The sequence below is a fragment of the Streptomyces sp. NPDC001156 genome, assembly GCF_053598275.1.
The window spans coordinates 13,050-37,173 of the sequence record NZ_JBSFJX010000084.1 but is presented as its reverse complement, the minus strand read 5'-3'; the positions used below and the strand labels follow the sequence as shown (position 1 = coordinate 37,173).

The following is a 24,124-nucleotide window of genomic DNA, read 5'->3' as shown; positions in this document are numbered from 1 at the left end:
GTGCCGTTGCCCTCCGCGTCGGCGGGAACCCGGGCGGCACCGATGCCCGGTTCCTGGTCCAGGGCGTACTCGAAGTGGTCCAAGCCGCTGGCCTGGCAGTCCGGGGCCCCCGCCTCGGCGCACCCGCTGGGCAGGGGATCGCTGGTGGAGCTGAAGCTGAACGTGGTGGGCTGCCCGGCCGCCTTCGTCGGCGTTCCCGGGCTGCCCACCCGAGGGAAGTCCGGATTGGTGACGACCGGGGTGAGGGGCGCGCTCCCGTCCACCCTGAAGTAGCAGCCACAGGGACTGAAGGCCGGGTCCGCCGACCCCGAGGACCAAGGCGATCAGACGCGGCGTGCAGGAGGGGCTGTGCGCGGCGGATAGTCCGCACCTGCTGCACAACCACGCACTTGAATCTTCATAAGTCGACGCCTAGGATGTGGCATGAAAATTCAAGTGAGGGGCTGGCCTCGCGCCGATCGGTGAGCGTCGACCGCTTCGTGCGTCACTCGCGACAAGACCGTCCGCTGTCGATGTGGACGAGCCGGTCGTCCCTCACGCTCTCAGTCACCTTCAGCCGGCCTTTTTTCTTTTCCCGAAGTGGATACCTTCATGTCTCGCACAGCTTTCAAGGCTCCCGGTGACGCACACGACAGCCGCTGGAAAGCGCTCGTCTTCATCGCGCTCGCCCAGCTGATGGTCGTCCTCGACACGACCATCGTGAACATCGCCCTGCCTTCCGCCCAGCAGGACCTGGGCATCTCCGACGGCGACCGTCAGTGGGTCGTCACGGCCTACGCCCTGGCCTTCGGCGGTCTGCTCCTGTTCGGCGGCCGGGTATCCGACTTGTGGGGCCGCAAGAGAGCTTTCGTCATAGGCCTGGTCGGCTTCGCCGGGGCCTCTGCACTCGGCGGCGCGGCGACCACCGGCGCGGCGATGTTCGGCGCCCGCGCCCTCCAGGGCGCCTTCGGCGCCCTGCTCGCCCCTGCCGCGCTCTCCCTCCTTGCCGTGACGTTCACGGACGCCAAGGAGCGCGCCAAGGCGTTCGGCATCTACGGCGCGATCGCTGGTGGTGGCAGCACCGTCGGCTTCATTCTCGGCGGGGTGCTCACCGAGTACCTGGACTGGCGCTGGACGTTCTTCGTCAACGTCCCGTTTGCGATCGTCGCGGCGACTGGTGCCTATCTCGTCGTCCGTGAGCCCGAGGGCGGCCGCAACCGCTCCCCGCTCGATATCCCCGGCGTCGTCCTGTCCACTCTGGGCCTGGTCTCGCTGGTCTACGGTTTCGCCCGTGCCGAGTCCGACGGCTGGAGCGACACCACGACCATGTCGTTGTTCGTCGTGTCGGCGGTCCTGCTCCTCGCCTTCGTTGTCACCGAGGTCAAGGTCAAGGCGCCGCTGCTGCCCCTGCGCGTGGTCACCGACCGCAACCGAGGCGGGGTCTACCTCTCCCTCGGTATCGCGGTCATCGCGATGTTCGGCAGCTTCCTGTTCCTGACCTACTACCTGCAGGTCGTGAAGGGCTACTCGCCGGTCAAGAGCGGGTTCTCCTTCCTGCCGATGGTCGCGGGCATGATGGTCGGCTCGACCCAGATCGGCACGCGTCTGGTGACCCGCGTTCCGGCCCGGTTCCTGATGGGCCCCGGCTTCCTGGTGGCCGCGGCCGGCATGTTGCTGCTGGCTCGGCTGGAGGTCGGCTCGTCGTACGCCTCGACCGTCCTGCCGGCGCTGGTACTGCTCGGTCTCGGCATGGGTACGACGTTCGCGCCCGCCATGTCCCTGCCCACCCTGGGCATCGAGCCCCGGGACGCCGGTGTCGCCTCCGCGATGATCAACACCTCGCAGCAGGTGGGCGGGGCGATCGGCACCGCCCTGCTGAACACGATCGCCGCCTCCGCGACAACCTCGTACGTCAAGGATCACATCGTCGGCGCCGGGACGAAGCCGCAGCGGCAGCTGGTCCAGCTGCAGGGCGTGGTGCACGGCTACGCCAATGCCATCTGGTTCGCCCTCGGCATGCTGGTGATCGCCACGCTCATCGTCCTGACCCTGGTCAACCGCCGCCCGGGCGGCGAGAGCGTCGAGGTGGCGGTGCCGGTGGTTGCCCACTGAGGCTCCCGGTAGCGAGGAACCTGCCGTGGGCGCGTGGAAGGAACGCCGCGCACCCACGGCTCCCGGGACCTGCCGCGGCTTTCTGAGTGAACGGCTCAGCGGAGTCAGGGCAGGTCCGCACCGGTCTCGTCCGGCGAAGGCCCCTCGGCGACGATCTCCACGATCTCGCCGAGGGTCGGAGCGAGTGCCCGGGCCTGCGTCTCGCATCGAGGCCATCACGGCGTGGCGTTGCGGTGTGACGGCTGGGGGGCGGTGTCCGTGCGGGGGCCGGCCTGCTGCTCCCGGCGGTCGATCCTTTCGCTGATCTTCTCGGCGGCGTTGCGCAGGCTGGTGAGCTGAGCGGGGTCGAGAACGTCGAAGACGAGGTCGCGTACCTGGGCAACATGTCCTGGGGCGGCTTCGGTGAGATGGGCGTGGCCGGCGTCGGTCAGGATCGCTTGGGTGTACCGGCCGTTGGTGGGGTCGGGTTCGCGGCGGACGAAACCCCGGCGTTCCAGCCTGCTGATCATGTGGGAGAGGCGTGACTGCTCGGAGTTGGCCAGGACGGCCAGGTCACTCATGCGCATGCGGTGTCCCGGCTGATCGGACAGTCCGGCGAGGACGTAGTACTCGATGTAACTGAGCTGTGCGTCGCGCTGCAGCTGCGCCCCCAGGGCGGCGGGCAGTCGGTGCAGCATCATTGCGAACTGCTGCCACGTCTCCCGCTCTGCCGGGGTCAGCCAGCGGGGCTGATCGTTCGTCGGCCGAGGCTGGTCAGGCATGCCTGGAGTCTATCTGGCATGAACGCTCACAAGTCAGGGCTCACACTTGAAATTTCATGGGTCCCCACTCTAGGATCTGACATGAATGTTCATATAAAGAGGCCGGCCTCGCATCGGTGGCCCGTCAAGGAGAAGACCCATGAGTGACCTGAAGATCGCCGTCATCCTCGGCAGCACCCGGCCCGGCCGCAACGGCAAGGCTGTCGCGGACTGGGTGGTGGACCGCTCCGGCGCCCGCGCCGGCGTCGAGTACGAGCTGGTCGACCTCGTCGACTACCCGCTGCCCCACCTGGACGAGGCCGTTCCGCCGGCCATGGGCCAGTACCAGGGTGAGCACACCAAGGCATGGGCGTCCAAGATCGCCGAGTTCGACGGGTACATCTTCGTGACCCCCGAGTACAACCACTCCACCTCCGGCGTACTCAAGAACGCGATCGACTACCTGTACGGCGAGTGGAACAACAAGGCCGCCGCCTTCGTCTCCTACGGTTCCCTGGGCGGCGCCCGGGCCATCGAGCACCTGCGGGGCGTGGCCAGCGAACTGCAGCTGGCCCACGTGCGTCAGCAGCTGTCCTTCTCGCTGTTCACCGACTTCGAGAACTTCTCCGTCTTCAAGCCGGCCGAGCAGCACGACGCCGCCGCGACCACCCTGTTCGACCAGCTGGAATCCTGGGCCCGCGCCCTCAAGACGGTCCGAGTCTGACACCCTCGCCCGCCGGAAGGGGGGCGAGGGAACTTCCCTCGCCGTAATCGCGTGAGAGCGCGAACGCCGCGCCGGTGGCCTGTTCGGCCGGCTCCGCGGCTGAACCCGCAACGGAGCCCCGGCGACCCAGGGCCCCGTTGCGGGTGTGATCACAGCCTCGGGTTCAACGACCAGCCACGACCTGTGTCACGCCCGCTCCACCTTCAGCCCGGCAAGGGTGCCCCGTGGAGGGACCGCTGGTTGCCATCGCGCCGCGACAGGATCCGGGGCCTTTGAAGCGCACTCTGGCGTGCACTGACGCTCGGCCCCCGGGCGGTCAGTGCTGCGCGGGACTCGGACTCCCCGTGAAACCGCCCTCGCGAGGCAGGAGTGGGGGAGGGAGCGCCTCTCCACCGCTGGGCGGCGACTACGACGAGCCGCGTCCTCGGGGCTGTGCGACCGCGGCGTCGGGCCCCGGTTGCGCCTGCAGAGGCTCGCGTCCACCCGGCTCGGCCACCACCACTGGGCGATCGAACGCATCTGTTGCCCAACTGCTGCCGCCCCGCCGCCGCTACGAGGGCAAAGCCGAACACGTGCCCGTTCTCACCGTCATCGCCTGCATCCTTATCTGCCACGGCAGACTCGCCACATGGGACAACCGGCGTGCAATGGCATGCACTCACCAGGAAACAGAACTGTTTCCATGCGTGGTACATTCAAATCATGGATGGTGAAGGCACCAGAGACCGCCTGGTGGAGCACGCCACCGGCCTCTTCCACCGTGAGGGGTTCCACGCCGTGGGCGTGGACCGCGTTGCTGCCGATCTCGGAATCTCGAAGAAAACGCTCTACAAGCAGTTCCGGTCCAAGGGCGAACTCCTGGCGGAGGTCCTTGACCGGTGTCACGACATGGCCGTGCAGGACTTCCCCGACGAGACCGATGACGCCACACCACGTGAGCGGCTGCTAGGAGTCTTCGAGGCGCAGCGCGTCCACGGCGAGGCTCCCGGATTCTCCGGCTGCTTCTTCGTGAACATCGGCACCGAGTTCCGCGACCCGTCGCACCCTGCAGTGCGGCAGGCGCGCTCTCACAAGGACCAACTGCACGGCTATGTGCGCCGCCAGGCCGCTCGCGCCGGGGCGTTCGAGCCGGAGGTCCTCGCGGAGCAGATCGTCGTGCTGCACACCGGGGCGGCCGACTACACCCTGCTCACCGGCCGCTACCCGGATTCCGTGCGCGCGGCGGTCGAGGCCCTGCTGACCGCCCACGGCATCGACTAGGCAGACCCGCCCGTCCGGCATTGGGCGGCGGGACACATTTCCAAGAACACCGATCACAGCCGGCCAATGCCGGCTGGAGGGGATACCCATGCCTAATTTGACCCATCGGCTCGCCCTGCCCGCCTTCACCACCCGCAACCGCGTGTTCATGGCGCCCCTGACCCGCATGCGCGCCGCCCAGCCCGGGGACGTCCCCACCGACCTCATGCGCGAGTACTACACCCAGCGCGCCGGCGCGGGCCTCATCGTCACCGAAGGCACCCAGATCAGCCCCGAAGGCAAGGGCTACCACGCCACCCCGGGCATCCACTCCGAGAAGCAGGTCGCCGGGTGGCGCCGCATCACCGACGCCGTCCACAAGGCGGGAGGCAGGATCGCCCTCCAGCTGTGGCACGTCGGCCGCATCACCCACCCCGCCGTCCACGGCGGCGAGCCGGGCGTCTCCGCCAGCGCCCTGCCGTTCAAGGGCACCACAAGGATCCAGGGCCCCGACGGCGACCTCATGTCCGTCGACGCGCCCACCCCGCGCGCCCTGGCCACCGATGAACTGCCCCGCGTCGTCGACGACTACCACCGTGCGACCCTCAACGCCCGCGCCGCCGGCTTCGACATGGTCGAGATCCACGGCGCCAACGGCTACCTCCTCCAGCAGTTCATGTCCAGCAGCAGCAACCACCGCGAGGACGAGTACGGCGGCAGCCTCGACAACCGCGCCCGCTTCCCCCTGGAAGTCGTCGACGCCGTCGTGGACGCCTGGGATCCGGCCCACGTCGGCATGCGCATCTCCCCCATGATCAAGGCCGGCGGCCTCGACGACAGCGACGGCCTGGAGATGGGCCTGCACATCGCCCGTGAACTCAACCGGCGTGAACTGGGCTACCTCCACCTGTGCGAGCCCGACTGGGTCGGCGGCCCGGCACTCAGCGACGACTTCCGCATCAGGCTCCGCGAGGCGTACGACGGCGTCATCATCGCCGCCGGCAACTACACCCCCGACAAGAGCACCCGCATCCTTCGCGCAGGCTGGGCCGACGCCATCGCATTCGGACGCCTCTTCATCGCCAACCCCGACCTGCCACGCCGTCTCGCCGACGGTTCCCCGTTCAATGAACTGCGGCCGGAGGTGATCTCCGGCGGCGACGCGACCGGGTACACCGACTACCCCTCCCTGATCAGCTGACCGGCCATCACGGGGCCCGTACCAAAACGCCTCCCCCTGCGACGGCATCGCGAGCCGGGCCGTGGAGTCGGCTTGAACGCCGACGAGTCGACTCACACTTGAACATTCATGAGTTGTTGCCTAGAGTGTGTCATGAAAGTTCAAGTGAAGGCTTGACCTCGCAGCGGTCGGTGACCGTAGACCGCTTTGTGCACCGTCATCTGCAGCCATTTCCGGACGGGCAGCGGACTTCGGCCCGATCCGCTCCTGGGGACAGGCAGCCACTCGGGCTTCACCTTCACCGGTGCCCGGTGCGATGCCAACGGCGTGCGGGTGGCCCGCGGCATCCGGGTGCCGGCCGCCTTCACCGTGACGTGAGCTCAGACGCCTTGCAAAAGGCTTGAGTTGACTGCCACGGCGACGGTGGAGCGATACGCGCACAACATCACCGCCATGAAAGGCATGACAGGCCGCTGAGTGGTCCTCCGTTCGGTGCAGGGCCCCGGCCAAGGACTCCCCCCCCCCCCCCGCAAGCGGGGCGATGCGGAAGGAACATGCGTTGACAGAGCAGTTGCGGCTGATGGCGGTCCATGCCCACCCGGACGACGAGTCCAGCAAAGGTGCCGCCAGCATGGCGAAGTACGTCGCCCAGGGCGTGGACGTTCTGGTGGCCACCTGCACCGGGGGCGAACGCGGTTCCATTCTCAACCCGAAGCTCCAGGGCGACCCCGAGATCGAGGCCAGCATCCACGAGGTACGGCGCCAGGAGATGGACGCCGCCCGCGAGATCCTCGGCGTCAAGCAGGCCTGGCTGGGCTTTGTCGACTCCGGAATGCCGGAGGGCGACCCGCTACCTCCGCTGCCCGAGGGCTGCTTCGCGCTGGAGCCGGTGGAGAAGGCGGCCGAACCGCTGGTCCGGCTGATCCGGGAATTCCGGCCGCACGTGATCACCACGTACGACGAGAACGGCGGCTACCCGCACCCCGACCACATCATGACCCACACGATCACGATGGCCGCCTTCGACGCGGCCGGGGACCCCGACGCCTACCCGGAGTCCGGTGTGCCCTGGCAGCCGCTGAAGGTGTACTACAACCACGGCATGTCGATGGCCCGGATCCGCGCCCTCCACGCCTACCTGGTGGAGCACGGCCAAGAGTCCCCCTACGGCGAGTGGATCGCCGACTGGGACAAGGAGGGCCGCAAGGAGCGCGAGTTCACCACACGGGTGCAGTGCGCCGACTGGTTCGAGGTGCGCGACCGGGCGCTGATCGCGCACGCCACCCAGATCGACCCGGACGGCCCGTGGTTCCGGGTGTCGCTCGACGTCCAGCGCGAGATCTGGCCGACCGAGGAGTACGAACTCGCCCGCTCGCTGGTCGACACCTCACTCCCCGAGGACGACCTGTTCGCTGGCGTCCCCGCCGACATCGCCGTCTGACCTTCAAGTCAGCGGCTGCCCTCGTACCACTCATCAAACAGTGCCTCGAACTGCGGAAAAGTACCACCATGCCATCCCCCCAATAGGCCCCATTGGCGTGGGCATCGTCGGCCTTTCCGCCAGGCGCGGTTGGGCTTTCCAGGCCCACCTGCCCGCGCTGCAACAGCTGGACGGCTTTGAGTTGCGCGCACTTTCTGCGAGCAGCGCCGAGTCCGCGCGGCAGGCTTCGGAGAAGTACAGAGTCACGCGGTCCTTCGGGACGGCCGGCGAACTGGCGGAGGCCGACGAGGTCGACGTGGTGGTGGTCACCGTGAAGGTGCCGGATCATCGGGAGATGATCCAATCCGCCCTGGCTGCAGGCAAGATGGTGTTCTCCGAGTGGCTGTTGGGCAACGGACTGGCCGAGGCCGAGGAGCTGGCGACCACCGCTGCCGAGCGCGGGCTGCGCACCTTCACCAGACTGCAGGCGCGGTCCGCCCCGGCAGTGCGCTGATGCGCGATCTGGTCGCCGACGGCTACGTCGGCGAGGTGCTCTCGACAAGCCTGGTGGCCTCGGGCGGAGGCCGGGGAGCGGTCTTCCCTGAAAACGGCGCCTACCTGCTGGATCGCGCCAACGGCGCAACCATGCTGACCATCCCGTTCGGGCACACCATGGACGGCCTGACCATGGTGCTCGGCGATGTCGAGAAGGTCACCGCTGTCACCGCCACCCGCCACCCGCCACCCGCCACCGAGAAGTCAAGGACCCGCAGTCCGGCCGGGTCTATCGGCCCAACGTCGCCGACCAGGTGGTGCTCGGCGGCGTGCTCTGCTCCGGCGCCGTGGCCTCTGTCCACTACCTCGGTGGCATCTCCCGCGGCTTCCACTGGGAGATCAACGGAACGGACGGGGACCTGGTCATCCCCGGCGACATTGGACATCTTCAGTTGGGCGAGTTCAGCATCGACGGGGCGCACGGATCCGACGCCGATCTCAGTCGGCTCACCGTACCCGAACGGTACTTCGACCCCGCGCTCCAGGAGCTGCGCGGAACCCCCGCGTACAACGTCGGCGCCGCCTACGCGCAGATCCAGCGTGACCTGACGCAGGACGGCTCCGAGGTGCCCGACTTCGCCCACGGAGCCCGACACCACCGACTGCTCGACCGGATCGAGCGCGCGGCGGAGCACGCCTGACTCCTCAGTAAGGCCGCTTGGCCACGCGGGGGGACTCGCCTCGGCGCTGTCACCTCGACCGGCTGGTGGGATGATCCTCTGGCTGATCACGCTGGGAGGGGTCATCCGTGGGCAGCACGTCGCCGTGATGCAAAGGGCACCGCTACCCGGTGGTGGTCATCTCCCCTGCGTGTGGCTTTACTTCCGCTTCCCGCCCGGCGTCCGCGAGGTCGAGGGACTGATGCTCGAGCGCGGCGTGATCGTCTCGCATGAGACCGTCCGCCGCTGGTGCTGCAACCGCATCATGGTGGCACTGGCCGGCCTGACCGCCGTCGCGCCTAAGAACCCGCAAAAGGGTCTTGGGTCGGCCGTCCCACAAACGGCACGCTCCGCCCCGTGCACGCACCCGGCGCGTACATCCTCCGGGCCCGAAGGGCCGCAAGCGATGCCCACCCGGCCGTCCGTGCGCCGTCTCACCCCAGGGGATCGCGGTGACGTTGCTGGTGAGTGGCCGCGGACGGTGTCCTCCACGATCCAGCGTGGACTGTCCGAGTCGGATTCGGAGTGGTTGACCTTCGAGCCAGTCTGGGCTGCCGGCTTGGCCTGTCTCGGTAGTGAAGGAGCGGAACCGCAGAGCTGGATGACGGTGCGAGCGACGCGCCAACCCCACACCACACGCGTTGGACCGTGGGCTGGAGAGGCCCGGATTGACGCTCACGAGGCTCACACTTGAGCATTCATGAGTCTCACTTTAAGGTGTGACATGAATGTTCAAGCGAGCGGCTGGCCTCGTACCGGGTGTGAGTGCCGCCCGGTACGCGCGCCAAGGGAGTAGATATGTCTAATTCCGTGCAGAATATACCCAAGGGTGAGAGGAAGGCCCGGAACATCGTCCTGTGGGTCCTTCAGGTCATCTTGGCCGTCCTGTTCGTCATGGCGGGGGTCTCGAAGTTGGCCGGCGCGCAGGACATGGTCAAACTCTTCCAGGACGTCGGTGTCGGGCAATGGCTTCGATATGTCACCGGTTCCCTGGAGCTGGCCGGGGCCGTACTGTTGCTCGTTCCCCGACTGAGCGCCCTGGGTGGTCTGATGCTCACCGGAGTCATGGCAGGCGCATTCCTGACCTGCTTGTTTGTGATCGACCAAAGTCCGGTACCAGCGGCGGTGTTGCTCATCCTGGCAGTGGTCGTCATGTGGAACCGCCGCGAGCTCACGCTCAGCATCGTCGGCAAAGGCGGGACGTTCGCTTGATCGGTCCGGGCCCGACCCGAGGGCCCGGCCTCCGCTGCTCAATGACAGAAGGTCTACTTCCGGCTCCGCAACAGCGTCGAGGGCTACAACGGCTACGCCAAGAACCCCCTGGCCGAGGGGATCGAGTCGGCGGGTTCCCGGCGCATCCGCGGCATCGCGGCACAGACGATCCTGCTTGTCTTTCAGCTGGCCCACGCCAACCGCTGCAAGATCAAGAAGTGGCTGGACACCCTGGCACTGAACAGCGAACGACCACGCCGCCGCACCCATCACCGCCGGAAGACCAAAGAGCCAAGGTCCTGGACACCGACCGGCGACCTGGTGCCAGTTGCGTAGACCGAGTCGACGTGGGCCAACGCGGCGGCTGCGTACGGGTTGGGCGCGTACTCGTCACGCAGAATCAGCGCGCAGTCCGAGGTGACGATCCGTAGTCGCGAGCCGGGGGTGAGGTCCGCACGGCCGACACCGTGAGAGCCCATGGCCCTCTCGGCGGTGGCGATGCGGTCGCCCCACTCGGCACGGCCGTCGGGATGGATCAGGACGTACACGGGTGCGGGGGTGTCATGTGCCGACCGTAGCGAACCCGAGGACCTTCACGCGGTTCTCGTACTCGCGGCGGGCCTTGCGCTGTGCCGGGATGGCCGGGCCCTGGGTGTCGTCGAGGGGCTGGCAGCGTCGAGGAGTCCGCGGTGTACCGCGGGCACGGCGCTGACGCGCAGGGTGTAGCCCTGGCCGCGTCATACGGTCACGCCCTGGTCGAGCGCGGCCCGCTCGGCATGCTCCAGCTCGGTGCTGCGGAGGAAGTCAGCGACCTTGCCCGGCATGTCGAGGGTGACCGGCAGCTCCGGGTCGGGGGGCGTCCTCCTCGATGGCGGTGTGGTCGGGCATGAGGTCGGCGACGGCCGTGCGGATGGCACCGCGGCTGACGCCGTGCTCGCGGGCGAGGGCGGCGATCGAGCGGCCCTCCAGGTACGCGGTGCGGACGGCGTCGGCCTTGTCGGCCGCCACGGCGGGGCGGCGCCCGCCTTTGCTGCCCTTGGCCTCGGCGGCGCGCAGTCCGTCGTAGGTCAATTCGCGCTGGAGTTCGCCGGCGGCGGCGAGGGTCTGCACCATGAACTTCACGGTGGACAGCAGCTCGCCGGTGCGCGGGTGGCGGGCGGTGAGGTCCATCGCGGAGAACGCGCCGTCGTGGATGCACAGGGCGAGGCGGTCGCGGTGGAACACGTCGAGCACGTCGAGGATGTGCCCGGTGCCGCGTACGAGGCGGAACATCTCGGAGATGTGCACGGTGTCGCCCGGCCGCGCGTACGTGAGCAGCTCGCTGAACCTCGGCCGTTGGAGCGGGTGGAGGCGGCTGGAGGTGCCCGGGTCTTCCTCGAATACGACCGGGTCCTCGATCTCGGCCTCGTCCAAGACGAGGTTCTGACGGTCGGTCGACTGTTGGTCGGTCGAGACCCGCTTGTAGACCAGGTTCGCCACCGAGGGGCCCCTTCCGTGCGGAGGATCGGACCCTATCTGTCGTCAAACCCTGTCAGCAATCACCATCGGACCTGATTGGATTCGCGCCGCCGCGAACCCCGGATTGCACGGGTTCATTGGACGCGTCGGCCGCATGTCGTCAAACGTCTGTTTGCCGACTGAAGGGCTGGAGCCCGAGTTCAGGTGTAGGCGTCCTCGACGGCGACTCGTCGTACTGTGCGCAGCGTCGACCGGAGGCTGTCCAGGTCGGTCGAGCCCAGGGCGAGGCGGATCGCCTGTGGTGTGTGCGTCGACGTGGTGAACGGCTCTGCCGTGGTGACCGAGATGTGCCGGCGCGCGAGGGTGGCGGTGAGACGGTCGGCGCGTGCGTCGTCGGGCAGTGGCAGCCAGGTGAAGTAGGACGAGGGGTAGCTGATGAGCGGGAGGCCCGCCAGCTCCTGCCTGACGAGTGCCTGGCGGGCCCTGGCGTCGTCTCGTTTCTGCGCTTCCAGTTGGTTCACCGTGCCGTCGTCGAGCCAGCGGCAGGCGATGGCGGTGGTGAGGGCGGGGGTGTTCCAGGTGGTTGCCCGGATGGCCCGTTCGAGGGACGGAACCGTGGACGGCGGGGCGAGGACGAAGCCGACCCGCAGGCCGGTGGCGATGCTCTTGGACAGTCCCGAGACATAGACGGTGATGTCCGGTGCGGTGGCGGCCAGAGGCGGTGGAGGATCCTCGACCAGGTAGGCATATGAGCCGTCTTCGATGATGAGCGGACCGTGCTGTCGGGCGATCCTGATCAGGCGGGTGCGGTCAGTGGCCGGCATGACCCAGCCCAGGGGGTTGTGCAGGGTGGGCATGGTGTAGATCGCGCGCACCGGGCGGGTCGCGCACAGTTTCTCCAGGGCATCGAGGTCCGGCCCGTCCGTGGTGGTGGGGATGGGCTCCAGGTCGAGATGGAAGGCGTGCGCGAGCACCTTGAAACCCGGGTAGGTGAGTGCGTCGACCGCGACGACGTCGCCGGCGCTCAGCGTGGCCATGACGGTGACGGCCAGGCCGTGCTGGGCACCGTTGGCGACGAGGATCTGATCCGCGTCGGTGGTGATTCCCCGGCGTGTGAGGTGTCGTGCGATGGAGGCTCTGTCCTGGGGGCGCCCTCGGTGTGGTTGGTAGCGCAGCAGCGACTCGAGCTCACCGGAGGTGGCCACCTCTCGCAGGGCCTGGCGCAGGAGATCAGCCTGGCCGGGCAGCGACGGGTAGTTGAAGTTGAGGTCGACCGCGTCCGTGGCGACGGCCTGCTGATCGATGCCGTGACCGGCGGGGACCGCGATGTCCCGCACGAACGTGCCGCGGCCCTGTTCCCGGCTCACCAGGCCCATCGCTTCCAGCTCGGCGTACACCCGGGTCGCGGTCACCACGGCGATGCCCTCGCGGGCGGCGAGAGCGCGGTGGGTCGGCAGCCGCACCCCCGGGGCGAGGCGCCCGGTCCGGATGTCGGCTGCGAGCGCGTCGACCAGCTTCTTGTATCGCGAGGCTGCCATGCACCGGATTGTATCCATGACAATTCTTTGACTGTCCTGCTCGCGGGTTCTTACCGTCGAATTCCACTCCTCCGGAAGGACAGCCGTCGTGCACATCGCCATCCTCACCTTCGAGGGCTACAACGAGCTCGACTCCCTGATCGCGCTCGGTGTGCTCAACCGCATCAAGACCGACGACTGGCGCGTCACCATCGCCACCCCCAGCCCCAAGGTGACGTCAAGGAACGGGGTGGTCATCGAGCAGATGTCCACGCTGGAGGAGGCGTGCGCCGCCGACGCCGTCATCGTCGGCAGCGGCATCGCCACCCGCGAGGTCACCGAAGACCCGGCGATCATGAACATCCTGCGGGGCCTGGACCCCTCGCGCCAGCTCATCGCGGCGCAGTGCTCCGGCGCGCTCGTGCTGGCCAGGCTCGGCCTGCTCAACGACATCCCCGCCTGCACCGACCTGATCACCAAGCCGTGGGTCGTCGCCGCCGGCGTCGAGGTCCTCAACCAGCCCTTCTACGCCAAGGGCAACATCGCCACCGCCGGCGGCTGCCTGGCCTCGCACTACCTCGCGGCCTGGATCATCACCCGCCTCCAGGGCCACGACGCCGCCGAAGGCGCGCTGCACTATGTCGCCCCGGTCGGCGAGAAGGAGGAATACATCGAGCGCGCCTGGCGCAACATCACCCCCTACCTGCCCGCTCCCGCCCCGGCGCTCGTCTGACAACCAGTCGCAAGCAACGGCCGGCTAGGAAGCCGCGACCTTCGCGACGGTATCCGGACGGCGCAGGATCTCCGGGGCGACCGCAGCGGCGACGTGATCCTCCCTCGACCACGGGGTCCGTGATGTGCTGGTCTCCAGCCACAACCGTTCGTATCGCTTGGTTGCCGCCCGTGGTCTGTAGTCCTGGGGAGAAGAGACAGCACCGGCTGGCCCGCTACGGCCACCACCAGGCCAGGCCCGCCGGCGGAGAAGATCGCACCCAGCCCGCAGTAGATGATGATGTCCGGGCCCGGCACGTACACACCCGAGTCCGGGTCCAGGACCTCCGGGCCGGGCCGGAAGATCTGAACGGTGTCCACCATGATCCTGGCGAGGATCGGGGCGGCAGCGGCCAGCGCAATGGGACTGCTCATGCGTTCGAGCCTAGGGCTGCGCGCGGACAACTCCTCTGAAAGCACGAGCCCTTCAACGCAGTCGCTGCTGAACAATCGCTTTCCGGGCTACGCTCGCGCACACCAACCGGGGGGACCATGACGACGGAGTCCATCACAACTTCGGATCTGCTCGACGCCCGCGCCAACTTCCGCGTCGACCGGCTCAAGCAGCTCCTTGCCGACCGGGAGACCTACGAGCGGCGGCGCCGACAAGAGGCAGAGGCCAGTCACAGGCGATTCGCCCTGCACCAGGCGCAGGCCGACCGCCTCATCTTCCTCAACTCCGTGCAGAGCGGGGAAGTTCGAACACAGGCACGTGAGGACTTCACAGGAGTCTTCGACCCGCTCCCACGCGAGCGTGAAGCGAGCCCCTCTCTGAGACCGTGCTTGAGATCTGCCGCTGCACCAGTTCCGCCCACGTAGCTTGATCGGTATGGATCAAGGGCGGGTAGTTGAAGCGTTTCGTATCGAGGCCGGGCAACTCGCCCAGGCGATGGCCGCAGTGTCGCAGGCCGAGTGGCGTCTGCCGACACGATGCGCGCCGTGGACAGTTGGCGACCTGCTCGCGCACGTCCGGGTGGTGATCGCCTGGTTGCCCGGGATGCTGGCCGCACCGGCGCCCGTCCGCTCCGAGGTGTCGGCAGCGCAGTACTACCGGCCCGACAACCGTTTCGCCCCGGACGCCAACGCGGCCCGGATCGCGCTGGCTCAGGAGCACGCGGCCGAGCAACTCAGCAGGGCTGGCCTCGGCCAGGATTTTGACGCCACCTGGAGGGAGGTGGATCGGCTGTGCAGGGCCGAGCCAAACGGGCGCGTGGTTCGCACCAGGCACGGGGATCCGATGCTGTTGTCGGAGTTCTTGGTGACGCGGGTGGTCGAGGTCGCGGTGCATGGCCTGGACCTGGCCGACGCCCTGGGACACGACTCTTGGCTGACTTCGCAGGCCGCGGACGTGGTGCAGGATCTTCTGCTCGGCCCGGACAGTGCGGCAGCACTGGAGAAGCTCGGCTGGGGCCAACTCCGCTTCCTGCGCAAGGCGACCGGACGCGATCCGATCACCGAGGAGGAAACAGCGGAGGTTGATCGCCTGGGCATTCGATGGCTCACGCTTGGTTGAGCATGTCCCTGTGTCGTTCTACATGCCGCGGCGCACAGGGCGTTCCCACCAGAGGTTACGCAAACTGCTCTCTCTCAGCAGCAGGTTGAACGGCTAGATCTTCCGGAGAGCGAGAGCCGCTCCGCCTGCCCCAGTACTGTGGCTTCGCATGACCGACTCCGAGATCGAGATCACCGCTGACCTGGTCCACGACCTGCTGCAGGAGCAGCATCCGGACCTTGCAGGGCTGGCCATCCGCGAGGTAGCGGGCGGTTGGGACAACCAACAGTGGCGCCTTGGCGACGAGTTGGCTGTGCGCATGCCGCGTACAGAACATGCCCCGGACCTCCAGCGCAAGGAGTGCCGATGGCTGCCCGTTCTGGCCCCGCGCCTGCCGCTGCCGGTCCCGAATCCTGTGCGGGTCGGTGAACCGTCCGCGCGCTTCCCGAAGCCCTGGACGATCATGACGTGGGTTCCCGGCGAACCACTGGACTACACCTCCATCAGCCGCGGCGACCACGCGGCCGACACTCTGGCGGGCTTCCTCAGGGCGCTCCATGTGGAGGCGCCCACCGAGGCGCCGACCAGTGAGGACCGCGGCGCTCACCCCAAGAAGTGCACGGACGGCTTCGACCACTTCTTTCAAGCCGCCGTCCCCGGCGGTATTGCCGACGAGGTCCGGGCCGTCTGGGATGATGCCGTCGCGGCCCCCGAGTGGGAGGGCCCGCCGGTATGGGTGCACGGTGACCTTCATCCGGCGAATGTCGTCGTCGCGGATGGCACGCTGTCGGGCGTGATCGACTTCGGTGCCATGTTCGCCGGCGATCCGGCGTGGGACCTCGCGGCCGCATGGGTGGTCCTTCCCGCGGGCGCCGCCTCACGATTCTTCGACGGGTACGCGCATGCGGACGAGGCGACGATCCGGCGCGCCCGCGGGCTGGCTGCTCTGAAAAGCCTATTCCTCATGCTTATGGGCCAGAACGGAGATCGGGGCCTTCCTGGCGGCAAGCCGACATGGGGACCCGCAGGCCAGGCGGCGCTCGATCGTGTTCTGAGAGGCGATTTGATGTAGACACGGAGCGTCGCTCACGATGTTCTCCCCGTGGAGACGAACGGACCTCTACCTGCTCGTGATGCCCTTACTGCCACCATGTTTCCGGACTGGGGCGGCACCCGGACCTGTTCGCAGCACAGTTCGAGCCCGAGGCCGTGGCCCTCGGGTTGAAGGCGTGCGACTACCACCTGTGCTGCTGGGCACATGAAGAGCTCGACGGCTTGCGCAAGCGCGGAAGGCTCTGACCGCAGGTAGCTGAGGCGAAGCGAAAGCCCCGCCCTCCCGGATTCGGAACCGGGAAGGGCGGGGCTGGAAGCCCCCGCCATCTGCCACGGGGGGAAGCAGACGACAGGGGCGGCACAGGGGGAGGCCGTCAGGTGGTGTATTCCAACTCGTTCACCGCCGCATCATGGACCAGAGCGGCAACCTCGTTCAGGTCAAGGGCGCCGAGGAACTTTACGAGGGCCTGCGCGGTCTCGCCCAACTGGTCGGTGAGCGCGGGCCGCTGCAAGTCCCGGGGCAGGATGATACGCCGGAATTCCGGTTGCTCGATCGCACGCGCCACCAGCTGCTCGGCGAGCCACAGGGGAGTGCGCTCACGGATGGCGTACGTGAGGTGGGCGCTGTCCTGGGCGTGGCCCAGGGCATGCGGGTTGTGCACCCAGCCTCTTGGCAGCACCAGCGTCTGCCCGGCCTCAAGGTCGATCGACAGGTCCGGCCCGGCAGCCTCCCAGGCCGGGATGAAGTCGGGCTGCCACACCCGGAACGACTCCTGATACTCGCGCATCGGTGCCTCGTGGACCGGCTTCCACAGCTGCCACGTCTTGGCCCCAGAGATCTGCACGATGAGCGCCATCTGCTGATCCCAGTGGTGCAGCAGCCCCTGTTGCCCATGCGGCGTCAGGAAGGCGTGGACGTAGTTGCTGTAGCCGGTCTCCCGCTGGATCGCCCTGGTCATGTTCGCGAAGGCCGGGATGACGCGCTGCAGGTTGCCGAGGCGGATGGTGTGGCCGCCGGCGTAGAGCTTGCGGAGCTTGACGGGGTCGGTGCGCCCGTCGGTCTTGAAGGCCTCCCGGTTGGAAGGACCGGCCTTCATGACTGCGACCTCGGCGGCCGGGACACACCCTGTGTCGATCCACTCGTGCAGGGAGCGGACGGTGACGATGCTGTCGAGGGCCGTGCGCCCGCGCTCGTACACGCGGGGCTCGGCAGGCCAGTCGGCCAGAAAGTCAGCCACCCCCTGCGGGGGCAGCAGCATGCTCAGCGACATCTGATCTCCTCGTCATTGAGGAAGCGCCGGACACTCCAGGTCCGGGTGGAAGAGGTTCGGGCAGCACACGACGGAAAGCGAGATCAGGCTCCGCGACTGGGTGTAGTGGACCCAGCAGACGTCCACCCCACGGGGCAGGACATCGAACGCGTACGCGAGCTTCGCGTCCAGGCTGACGTAGGACTGCAGGCCATCACTTCGCTCGAACGGCGGATGGTCGGTGTAGTGCTGCTTCATCCACTCGACCGCGTCAGCGGCGTCCGTCCAGGTGCGGGCGGCAGCAGCCTGCCCCTGCTTGGCCAGCCAGTGACCGGTCATCAGCGGCGGCAGACCGGACGTGGCGAACTCGCCCGCGGCCTCCTGGTAGCGAGTGGCATGGTCCGCGCCGGGCTCAGGCCGCACGGGGTGCGGCGGTCTCCTGCTGCCCTCCTGCGCGTAGCGGGTGAGAGGGCCGATCCAGGGGCCGAACCCGTGCCAATGGCCCGTCCACGTCTGGCTGGTGACCTTGGGTGCCTCAGGGGCGGTGATGGTCATGCATCCTCCGGGACGGGCCGCCCCCCATGGTGGGACGGCCCGTGATGCTCGGTGGGGTGAGCGCCCAGGTTAGAGCGCGAGGCTGCGGCTGGCAGCCCAGTTGAGGGCGAACGTGTCGAGCTCCGGACCGGTCATGCGCAGCTCGCGCCCGGCACCCTCGGGCTTGGAGTCGCCGACGACGAACGCGTCCACGCCGGCGAGCGGCCGGGTGGTCACGCACGTCTCGTTGTCGCCGCCGAGGTTGCCACCGCACCACGAGCGGGCGGGGGCGTCGGCGGCTGCGGGCAGCTCGTACAGGTTGGGCTTGGTCATCATTGACCTCCAGTGATCCTGTTCGGAGAAGCGGTCTCCGCGCCGTTGTGCAACCAGCCCCGAGGCTCGACCTGTCCAGGGTTGGGGCCCGGGGCGGGGGTCTGAGAGGGTCAGCGGCGGCGCACGGAGTTGCCGCACCGCTCGTGGATGCGGCCTTCACCGGCCGCGTCACCGGGCGGGCTGACCTTGTCGTACGGGCGTGTGGCCTCGCCGGCCCGGATCGGCTGGTCACAGGCCAGGCACATGCGCACGCCCGTCAGCGCCTCGTAGTGGTCGCACAGGGCGTTCAGCGAGCGGGCCAGGCGGCGGGCGTACACGAGGCGGTCGTGCCGTGCCGGTCCGGCTGCCATACGCCCCAGCCTGCCGCGCGCCTCGTCGATACAGGCCAGCGCGCAGTACCGGGGCACGTCGTCCTTGGGCAACGTCTGCACGACGGCGTGCACTGCGGGGATGACCAGCTCCATGTGCCCGCGCAGCAGGGCGGTCAGGGTGTCCACTTCGCTGGTGTCGAGCGGCTCGACGTCGGGAGGGAGCAGCCGGCCGATCGTCTGGCGCATCGTCGCGATGTCCAGCGGCTGGGTGCCGCTCTCTGTCTCTACGGGGCCAGTCATCGGGCTGCCCTCTCGGCCACAGTCGGCATGGTCGCCACCTGGGAGAGGAACGCCTGGTGCTCGCCGAGCCAGTCGTCCAGCGCCGCAGCGCCGGCGTACGCGGTGGTGACGATGCCCATCGCCCGGCCGCTGATGATGGCGGTCTGGGCCGCGGGCCAGCGGGGGCGGTCCTCAAGCGGGGTCGTGGCCAGCGTGGTGTCGATCGTGTTCACGGTCCTGGTCCCCTCGTTTGCTGCGCGAGCGGCCCATCCGCCGCTGGGCGGGCGAGCCTTTACCAGACAACCGCTGAGGCGGCGGGAGGCCCAGGCAATTCCGGGAACAATCGAGGCACCAACGACCGGTAATTTTTACCTTCGCGGTGACGTGACGCCCGTCACACCGCTACCGTCTGCACATGGCAGGGAACGCCTTAGAGTGCCCGGCAGTAGGCGTGCGTTGTTGATGAGGGCGACCCTGGAAGTCGAGCAGGCACGAGCCATGGTGATCATGGAGTTCTCTACGCTCAGTGATCACCGGAGGGCTCGTGCCTGTCCTGCCATCATGCCTGCTCGAACCCCTGTGGGACCAGTTCGCGACGCTGTTACCGGAGCACGTGGACAGCCACCCGTTGGGCTGCCACAACCCGCGCATTGCGGACCGCGTTGTGTTCGACCACGTAATCGCCGCCTTGGTCCACGGCTCCGGCTACGAGCGGGTCGCGACTCCTGGATGCTCGGACCGCACCATCCGACGACGAGTCGCCTACTGGGCCCAACTCGGGATAGCCCGGCAGCTGCACGCCCTGGCGCTTGAGGCGTACGACAGGATGATCGGCCTTGAGCTGGGCGAGTTGTCCGTGGACGGCTGCATCACCAAGGCTCCCTGCGGTGGCGAGGCCGCCGGACGCTCCCCAGTGGACCGGGGCAAGCAGGGCCTGAAGCGCTCGGTGGCCACCGAGGCCCGCGGCATCCCGCTGGGCATCGTCTCAGCCGGGGCCAACCGGCACGATTCACCGCTGCTCGTACCCACCTTGGAGGACGCAAAGGAGCAGGTCGGATCCCTGCCAGATCAGGTCAATGTCAACTTGGACCGTGGCTACGACAGCCACAAGACCCGGGCCGCGTTGTCGGAACTCGGCTTCACCGGCGAGATCGCCCTCAAGGGCGTGCCCGCTCCGATCCAGGCCGGCAAGAGATGGGTGGTCGAGCGCAGTCATGCCTGGATGAACGGCTTCGGCAAACTGCGACGCTGCACCGAGAAACGCAGCCAGGTCGTCGACTTCTACCTCTACCTGTCCGCCGCTATCGTCACGCTCCGCATGCTCATCCGCCGCGCCACCTCGCGCTACCGATGGAACAGTCGCCCCACCACCAAACGCCTCAAGTAACACCTACTGCCGGGCACTCTTACTTGAGGCCTGCATGCAGGCCGCCGGACTGGGCCAGCAGGAACTCGCCGACCGCCTCAACAAGCGCATCGAGCAGTTCACCGGCCGCGCCGGAACCCTCATGGACCGGCACATCCGCAACTACCTCACCTGTAAAACCCGGTGGCCGCAGGCGCGACAACGCCGCGCCCTGGAAGAAGAGTTCGGCTGCCCGATAGAGGAACTCGGGTTCACCAGACCCCCGCGCCGGACAGCCACCGCCCGACCAGAAACCCCGGAGGACCCCGTGCGGCGACGCACCTTCGCCGGATCCGCTCTCGGCCTCGCAGCCGCAGCCGCCATGCCTCCTGCCCCAGCCCACAGCTCGCTGCGCGTCGGCATGAACGACGCCGACCGTCTTGAGCACGCCTTCCAGCAGCTGATCGCCTCCGACAACGAGCACGGCGCCGCCCTCGACATCCAGACGCGTGCCCTCGCGTTCGCCCACCACGCCATGGAACTCCAGCAGGTCGGCTCAGCCAGCCAGCGCGTCCGCGCCCGCCTCTACTACCTGGCAGCCGCATTCACCGGCACCGCCGTGTGGGCCGCCATCGACACCAGACAGACCGACCGCGCCCAAAGCCACCTCGACCGGGCAATGACGCTGGCCAGCCTGTCGGGCAGCGAGGAAATCCGGCTCCGGCTGCTCGGGCACGCCACCCTCCTCGCCAGCCAGCAGGACAATCCGCACGACGCGGTGGCCGCAGCGCAGGCCGGCCGCGCCTCCTCCATGTGTCGCCGCGACCCCCTGTTCCGTTCCCTGGCCTCAGCCCGCCTCGCCGGGGTCCTGGCAGCGTAAAAGGACCATCGCGGTGTGGAACGAGCCCTCGACAGCGCCCGCGACGCCCTCGCCAAAGCGGACCCGCACACCCAGCGGCCCGCCTGGGTCGGCTTCTATGACCGTGCCGAACTTGAAGGGCTGTCCGCGATCGCGTACACCAAGCTCGGTCAACACGAGCAGGCCGAGGCGCACTTCCACCACACCCTGGCCCAACTGCGGCCCGAGTACCGACGAAACCGCACCTACTACCGCACCCAGCTGGCCCTTTCGCAGATCAGGCAACGCGACGTAGAGCACGCATATGCCACCGCGAGCTCTGTACTGCCCCGCGAGGGCAGTGATTCACTGACCGGGCGATCAGGGCGCCTGCTGGACGAGTTCACCCAGGCTCTGGCGGCCATCGCCCCAGGTAGCCGCTATGCAGCCGACTGGGCCGACCAGCACGCGAACGCCAGGAGGGCATGATCATGGCTGTTGAGGTCAAGCACTACACCGCCGAACAGCTCCCCGAGATCCGGCAGATCATCCTCGACATTCATGCTGAAGTCCGCCACGGAGACTTCAAGTTGAACAACGAGTTCAACAGCGTGGAACGGTTCGACGAGCGCCTCACCCGGTACTCCTCCCGCCCCGGCTTCACCGCAGCGGTCGGCTGGGAAGGCGACGAACCAGTCGGCTTCGCATTCGGAATCACGCTCGGCCCGGACAGCACATGGTGGCGCTCGATGAGCACGCCGCTGCCCGACGGCTACACCACCGAAGACGGAAAGCGCACCGTCGCCCTCAACGAGATCGTCGTCCGCAAGCCGTGGCGCGGGCGTGGCGTGGCCTGGCAGATCCACGAAGAATGGTTGTCCCACCGCACCGAGCAGCGCGTCACCCTCCTGGTGAACCCGGCCGCGGGCAACGGGTCCGTGCAGGCCGTCTACGAGGCGTGGGGCTACCGGACCGTCGGCCAACAGCAGCCCTTCTCCGACAGTCCCGTCTACGCGTCCATGACCCGCGAACTGGCTTGACCCATCCGACCGTTCACGCATCGACGGCGGTGCTGAGCGCACCGTGTCGGCGTTCCCGTGTGTATCCTCTGGCCCGAGGGCGCCACCCGCGACTGACCGGCCGATGGCGGCTTTCCCATACGCCGCACCTGCCAGTGCTACACACTGGCCCGAAGAATCCGGAAAGGTGTCGCTATGACCAAGCAGATCGGTTCCACCGAGTCCCCCGACGAGCCTGGCGAGCCCACGTCCTTCGCCGAGACTGTGAAGGGCCTGTACAAGAAGCACAAGATGGCCATCATCGGCGTCGGCGTCGCGGCTTTCGTCGTGACCGTCGCGGTCATCAAGTACGCCAACGGGCAGGACATCACCGAGGACATCGAGTCCGACGAGTCCGACGAGCCCGAGGAGCTCGCGGAGCTCGACGAGACGCCCACCCCTGGACGCTGCAATGACGGTTGGCTGTCAGACTCGATCGGCAAGCAAGGGGCCTGCTCTGGCCACGGCGGCGTTGCGGCGTAGTTGGGGGGGAAGGCCGGGAGCCCTGCACTTCCAGTAGAGCCCGCCCGGCCGGAAGCCCACTGCCTACAGCAACGCGTCGGGACGCGGCCCGAAGGCCCTGGTGCACCGCGGGTGTGAGATCGGCCAAGCCGCCGCGTCCTCGACCGTGCGCAGCGTCCCGCCCGCCTTGTCGGGGTCCTTATGGCTGGTCCAGCCGCAGCCCGCGCCGTCGAACACCTCCATCCACTGCACACCCGCCTCCCGGGCCCGGTTGAGGGTGCCCGCGTTGTAGGCGACCGCACTCTTGGCGAGGGTCGCCGACTCCGCCCACGCCTGCACCGGCATCCGCGCCCCGTTGCGGTAGATGACGTACGTGAGCTGGTGTTCGGCGGCCAGCCGGTCCGCCAACGCCTTCGCCGCCTGCAGGGCCGTGGCGTGCCCCGCGGCCAGCAGCGGCACCTCGCGGCGTGCGGCGTCCCGCACCGCCCGGTAGAACGCGGCCGCCATGCGCTGCTCCTCCTCCGAACGGCGCAGGAAGTCGGCGTACGAGTCGGAGGCCAGCGACTGCAGGGCCTCGGTGTGGATGAGCGTCCACGAGAAGTGCCCGCCGACCGCCTCCGCTGCCGCCCGGGCGCCCTCCTCGTACAGGTGGGGCAGTTGCCGGGCCACGAACGCCCGCGCCTCCGCGTCCACGCGCTGCTGGAAGTCGACGATGGCGGCCTGGAACTGGGCCAGCCGGTCGGCCACCATCCGGGAGCGGCCGTTGTCACCGATCGCCGCGAGCACGGCCGCCTGCTCGTCGGCGAGGCGCTGCCATGCATCCTCGAGCACCGCGGCGACCCGCGCCGCCACGGTGGCCGCATCACCTGGGGTCAGCGGCGGGAACTCCTGGGCCACTACCGCCACCAGTGGTGGCGTCGGCGGTGCGCAGACTCCAGTGGGGTGATGACGAGGGTGTCTCCGCCGGCCACATCATCGGGTGCGGTCGCGGCCTCCACCGAGGCGATCTGCCGTTCCAGGCCGGTGAGGTTGTTGGACTGGTCCATGGTGACGACCCCGTTGACGGTCAGCTGCAGCGGATCCGCGAGGAGCTTGGCGCGCCGCTCCGACAGCACTTCCAGGGCGACAGCCCTCGCGGAGCCGAGCCGGTCGTAACGGGTCTGCAGGTCGCCTTGGTCGGTGGTGGGGCCGAGCTGCGCCAGGAGCCAGGCCAGGACAGCAGGGTCCACGAGCGGTGTCCTTCCAGGGGTAGAGAGGCGGCCCGGCACCCCCGCCACATAGGGGTGCCGGGCCGGGTCTTGGCTGGGCCTACTTCTCGTCGGCCTGCTTGCGGGTCCGGGTCCGGGGCTTCGCGTCGGGCTCGGCCTCGGGCGTCGGCGTGGGCTCGGGCGTGGGATCCGGGGTCGGGCCAGGGTTGGTGTCGCTGGCGGGCGTCTCGCCCTGCTCGCCGTCGTCCTCGGCGTCCTCGTCCGGCTCCCACGCGGCCGGGTTGGTGATGGCCTCGGCCAGGTCCTCGTCCGGCTCGTCACCGGGCTGCAGGATCAGCAACTCGTTGCTCTTGGGGTGCCGCACGTGCACCGCTGCCGTCAGTCGCCGCCCCATG

31 protein-coding genes and 2 pseudogenes are annotated in these 24,124 nt (G+C 68.4%); 19 read left to right on the top strand and 14 right to left on the bottom strand.

What is annotated here, in order from left to right; genetic code table 11:
- Window positions 1-263 (bottom strand): hypothetical protein (locus tag ACWDA7_RS30775; RefSeq protein WP_450608265.1); only part of this gene is annotated, 263 nt, incomplete at its 3' end.
- A gap of 328 nt (window positions 264-591) precedes the next feature.
- Here ACWDA7_RS30775 and ACWDA7_RS30770 point away from each other — a divergent pair.
- Window positions 592-2,091, top strand: coding sequence for an MFS transporter (locus tag ACWDA7_RS30770; protein ID WP_450608263.1), 1,500 nt, complete (start codon window positions 592-594; stop codon window positions 2,089-2,091).
- Window positions 2,092-2,306: 215 nt separating this feature from the next.
- On the opposite strand, the gene ACWDA7_RS30765 is transcribed toward ACWDA7_RS30770, so the two are convergent.
- Complete coding sequence (locus ACWDA7_RS30765) at window positions 2,307-2,852, bottom strand: MarR family winged helix-turn-helix transcriptional regulator (protein WP_450608261.1); 546 nt, start codon at window positions 2,850-2,852, stop codon at window positions 2,307-2,309.
- A 139-nt stretch (window positions 2,853-2,991) separates the two neighbouring features.
- Here ACWDA7_RS30765 and ACWDA7_RS30760 point away from each other — a divergent pair, with 139 nt between their 5' ends.
- From ACWDA7_RS30760 to ACWDA7_RS30720, 9 genes and pseudogenes are all read left to right on the top strand, one after another.
- Window positions 2,992-3,555 carry an NADPH-dependent FMN reductase gene (locus ACWDA7_RS30760; protein ID WP_450608259.1) on the top strand — a complete coding sequence of 188 codons (564 nt, stop codon included), beginning with the start codon at window positions 2,992-2,994 and terminating at the stop codon, window positions 3,553-3,555.
- A 702-nt stretch (window positions 3,556-4,257) separates the two neighbouring features.
- Window positions 4,258-4,815: a TetR/AcrR family transcriptional regulator gene (locus tag ACWDA7_RS30755; protein ID WP_450608257.1), complete on the top strand. Its 558-nt coding sequence runs from the start codon at window positions 4,258-4,260 to the stop codon at window positions 4,813-4,815.
- 88 nt (window positions 4,816-4,903) lie between these two features.
- Window positions 4,904-5,995, top strand: a complete 1,092-nt coding sequence (locus ACWDA7_RS30750) for an alkene reductase (RefSeq protein WP_450608256.1) — start codon at window positions 4,904-4,906, stop codon at window positions 5,993-5,995.
- Between the two features lie 538 nt (window positions 5,996-6,533).
- Window positions 6,534-7,415, top strand: a complete 882-nt coding sequence (gene mca / locus ACWDA7_RS30745) for a mycothiol conjugate amidase Mca (RefSeq protein WP_450608255.1) — start codon at window positions 6,534-6,536, stop codon at window positions 7,413-7,415.
- A gap of 97 nt (window positions 7,416-7,512) precedes the next feature.
- A complete protein-coding gene (locus tag ACWDA7_RS30740; protein WP_450608254.1) occupies window positions 7,513-7,908 on the top strand; it encodes a Gfo/Idh/MocA family oxidoreductase in 396 nt (131 codons plus the stop codon).
- Window positions 7,908-8,075 (top strand): annotated as a pseudogene (locus ACWDA7_RS30735) (gfo/Idh/MocA family oxidoreductase); the annotation flags it as partial. The gene ACWDA7_RS30740 and the pseudogene ACWDA7_RS30735, both read left to right, overlap by 1 nt.
- Before the next feature lie 128 nt (window positions 8,076-8,203).
- Window positions 8,204-8,590 (top strand): hypothetical protein, encoded by a 387-nt coding sequence (locus ACWDA7_RS30730; protein ID WP_450608267.1) that lies wholly within the window; start codon window positions 8,204-8,206, stop codon window positions 8,588-8,590.
- 149 nt (window positions 8,591-8,739) lie between these two features.
- A pseudogene (locus ACWDA7_RS30725) lies at window positions 8,740-8,858 on the top strand (IS6 family transposase); the annotation flags it as partial.
- A 548-nt stretch (window positions 8,859-9,406) separates the two neighbouring features.
- Entirely contained in the window at window positions 9,407-9,820 is a 414-nt protein-coding gene (locus ACWDA7_RS30720) for a DoxX family protein (RefSeq protein ID WP_450608253.1), read from the top strand.
- Between the two features lie 269 nt (window positions 9,821-10,089).
- Here the strand turns inward: ACWDA7_RS30720 and ACWDA7_RS30715 are convergent, their stop codons facing one another.
- The 3 genes from ACWDA7_RS30715 to ACWDA7_RS30705 all read right to left on the bottom strand — a co-directional run bounded on the left by ACWDA7_RS30715 (window position 10,090) and on the right by ACWDA7_RS30705 (window position 12,816).
- Window positions 10,090-10,368 (bottom strand): hypothetical protein, encoded by a 279-nt coding sequence (locus tag ACWDA7_RS30715; protein WP_450608252.1) that lies wholly within the window; start codon window positions 10,366-10,368, stop codon window positions 10,090-10,092.
- Between the two features lie 256 nt (window positions 10,369-10,624).
- A complete protein-coding gene (locus ACWDA7_RS30710) occupies window positions 10,625-11,299 on the bottom strand; it encodes a recombinase family protein (protein ID WP_450608250.1) in 675 nt (224 codons plus the stop codon).
- A 179-nt stretch (window positions 11,300-11,478) separates the two neighbouring features.
- A complete protein-coding gene (locus ACWDA7_RS30705) occupies window positions 11,479-12,816 on the bottom strand; it encodes an aminotransferase-like domain-containing protein (protein WP_450608248.1) in 1,338 nt (445 codons plus the stop codon).
- Window positions 12,817-12,904: 88 nt separating this feature from the next.
- Here ACWDA7_RS30705 and ACWDA7_RS30700 point away from each other — a divergent pair, with 88 nt between their 5' ends.
- Window positions 12,905-13,528 (top strand): DJ-1/PfpI family protein, encoded by a 624-nt coding sequence (locus tag ACWDA7_RS30700; protein ID WP_450608246.1) that lies wholly within the window; start codon window positions 12,905-12,907, stop codon window positions 13,526-13,528.
- On the opposite strand, the gene ACWDA7_RS30695 is transcribed toward ACWDA7_RS30700, so the two are convergent.
- Window positions 13,495-13,941, bottom strand: a complete 447-nt coding sequence (locus ACWDA7_RS30695) for a DUF6093 family protein (RefSeq protein WP_450608244.1) — start codon at window positions 13,939-13,941, stop codon at window positions 13,495-13,497. The two genes, ACWDA7_RS30700 and ACWDA7_RS30695, sit on opposite strands and share 34 nt — an antisense overlap.
- 117 nt (window positions 13,942-14,058) lie before the next feature.
- On the opposite strand from ACWDA7_RS30695, the gene ACWDA7_RS30690 reads away from it, so the two are divergent.
- From ACWDA7_RS30690 to ACWDA7_RS30680, 3 genes are all read left to right on the top strand, one after another.
- Complete coding sequence (locus ACWDA7_RS30690; protein WP_450608242.1) at window positions 14,059-14,385, top strand: hypothetical protein; 327 nt, start codon at window positions 14,059-14,061, stop codon at window positions 14,383-14,385.
- 10 nt (window positions 14,386-14,395) lie between these two features.
- The gene (locus ACWDA7_RS30685) at window positions 14,396-15,079 is read left to right on the top strand and encodes a maleylpyruvate isomerase family mycothiol-dependent enzyme (RefSeq protein ID WP_450608241.1); all 684 of its coding nucleotides are present in this window, start codon (window positions 14,396-14,398) and stop codon (window positions 15,077-15,079) included.
- Window positions 15,080-15,227: 148 nt separating this feature from the next.
- Entirely contained in the window at window positions 15,228-16,130 is a 903-nt protein-coding gene (locus tag ACWDA7_RS30680) for an aminoglycoside phosphotransferase family protein (RefSeq protein ID WP_450608239.1), read from the top strand.
- Between the two features lie 355 nt (window positions 16,131-16,485).
- Here ACWDA7_RS30680 and ACWDA7_RS30675 read toward each other — a convergent pair whose 3' ends face one another.
- The 5 genes from ACWDA7_RS30675 to ACWDA7_RS30655 all read right to left on the bottom strand — a co-directional run bounded on the left by ACWDA7_RS30675 (window position 16,486) and on the right by ACWDA7_RS30655 (window position 19,051).
- A complete protein-coding gene (locus tag ACWDA7_RS30675; RefSeq protein WP_450608237.1) occupies window positions 16,486-17,382 on the bottom strand; it encodes a JmjC domain-containing protein in 897 nt (298 codons plus the stop codon).
- A gap of 12 nt (window positions 17,383-17,394) precedes the next feature.
- Entirely contained in the window at window positions 17,395-17,916 is a 522-nt protein-coding gene (locus tag ACWDA7_RS30670) for a hypothetical protein (protein ID WP_450608235.1), read from the bottom strand.
- 69 nt (window positions 17,917-17,985) lie between these two features.
- Window positions 17,986-18,231: a DUF397 domain-containing protein gene (locus ACWDA7_RS30665; RefSeq protein ID WP_450608233.1), complete on the bottom strand. Its 246-nt coding sequence runs from the start codon at window positions 18,229-18,231 to the stop codon at window positions 17,986-17,988.
- A gap of 107 nt (window positions 18,232-18,338) precedes the next feature.
- Entirely contained in the window at window positions 18,339-18,839 is a 501-nt protein-coding gene (locus ACWDA7_RS30660) for a DUF6415 family natural product biosynthesis protein (RefSeq protein ID WP_450608232.1), read from the bottom strand.
- On the bottom strand, window positions 18,836-19,051 hold the full coding sequence (locus ACWDA7_RS30655; protein WP_450608230.1) for a hypothetical protein: 216 nt from the start codon (window positions 19,049-19,051) through the stop codon (window positions 18,836-18,838). Before ACWDA7_RS30655 ends, ACWDA7_RS30660 begins: the two co-directional genes overlap by 4 nt.
- 311 nt (window positions 19,052-19,362) lie before the next feature.
- Here ACWDA7_RS30655 and ACWDA7_RS30650 point away from each other — a divergent pair, with 311 nt between their 5' ends.
- The 5 genes from ACWDA7_RS30650 (at window position 19,363) to ACWDA7_RS30630 (ending at window position 22,542) form a co-directional block, all read left to right on the top strand.
- A complete protein-coding gene (locus tag ACWDA7_RS30650; protein ID WP_450608228.1) occupies window positions 19,363-20,205 on the top strand; it encodes an IS5 family transposase in 843 nt (280 codons plus the stop codon).
- A gap of 34 nt (window positions 20,206-20,239) precedes the next feature.
- On the top strand, window positions 20,240-21,043 hold the full coding sequence (locus tag ACWDA7_RS30645) for a hypothetical protein (protein ID WP_450608226.1): 804 nt from the start codon (window positions 20,240-20,242) through the stop codon (window positions 21,041-21,043).
- A 15-nt stretch (window positions 21,044-21,058) separates the two neighbouring features.
- Window positions 21,059-21,490: a hypothetical protein gene (locus ACWDA7_RS30640; RefSeq protein ID WP_450608224.1), complete on the top strand. Its 432-nt coding sequence runs from the start codon at window positions 21,059-21,061 to the stop codon at window positions 21,488-21,490.
- A gap of 2 nt (window positions 21,491-21,492) precedes the next feature.
- Window positions 21,493-22,041, top strand: a complete 549-nt coding sequence (locus ACWDA7_RS30635; protein WP_360992770.1) for a GNAT family N-acetyltransferase — start codon at window positions 21,493-21,495, stop codon at window positions 22,039-22,041.
- A 174-nt stretch (window positions 22,042-22,215) separates the two neighbouring features.
- The gene (locus ACWDA7_RS30630) at window positions 22,216-22,542 is read left to right on the top strand and encodes a hypothetical protein (RefSeq protein ID WP_450608222.1); all 327 of its coding nucleotides are present in this window, start codon (window positions 22,216-22,218) and stop codon (window positions 22,540-22,542) included.
- Window positions 22,543-22,605: 63 nt separating this feature from the next.
- On the opposite strand, the gene ACWDA7_RS30625 is transcribed toward ACWDA7_RS30630, so the two are convergent.
- The 3 genes from ACWDA7_RS30625 to ACWDA7_RS30615 all read right to left on the bottom strand — a co-directional run bounded on the left by ACWDA7_RS30625 (window position 22,606) and on the right by ACWDA7_RS30615 (window position 24,123).
- A complete protein-coding gene (locus tag ACWDA7_RS30625) occupies window positions 22,606-23,427 on the bottom strand; it encodes a hypothetical protein (RefSeq protein WP_450608220.1) in 822 nt (273 codons plus the stop codon).
- On the bottom strand, window positions 23,418-23,750 hold the full coding sequence (locus ACWDA7_RS30620; RefSeq protein WP_450608218.1) for a hypothetical protein: 333 nt from the start codon (window positions 23,748-23,750) through the stop codon (window positions 23,418-23,420). Before ACWDA7_RS30620 ends, ACWDA7_RS30625 begins: the two co-directional genes overlap by 10 nt.
- A gap of 79 nt (window positions 23,751-23,829) precedes the next feature.
- Complete coding sequence (locus ACWDA7_RS30615; protein ID WP_450608216.1) at window positions 23,830-24,123, bottom strand: hypothetical protein; 294 nt, start codon at window positions 24,121-24,123, stop codon at window positions 23,830-23,832.
- Window position 24,124: the final 1 nt, after the last annotated feature.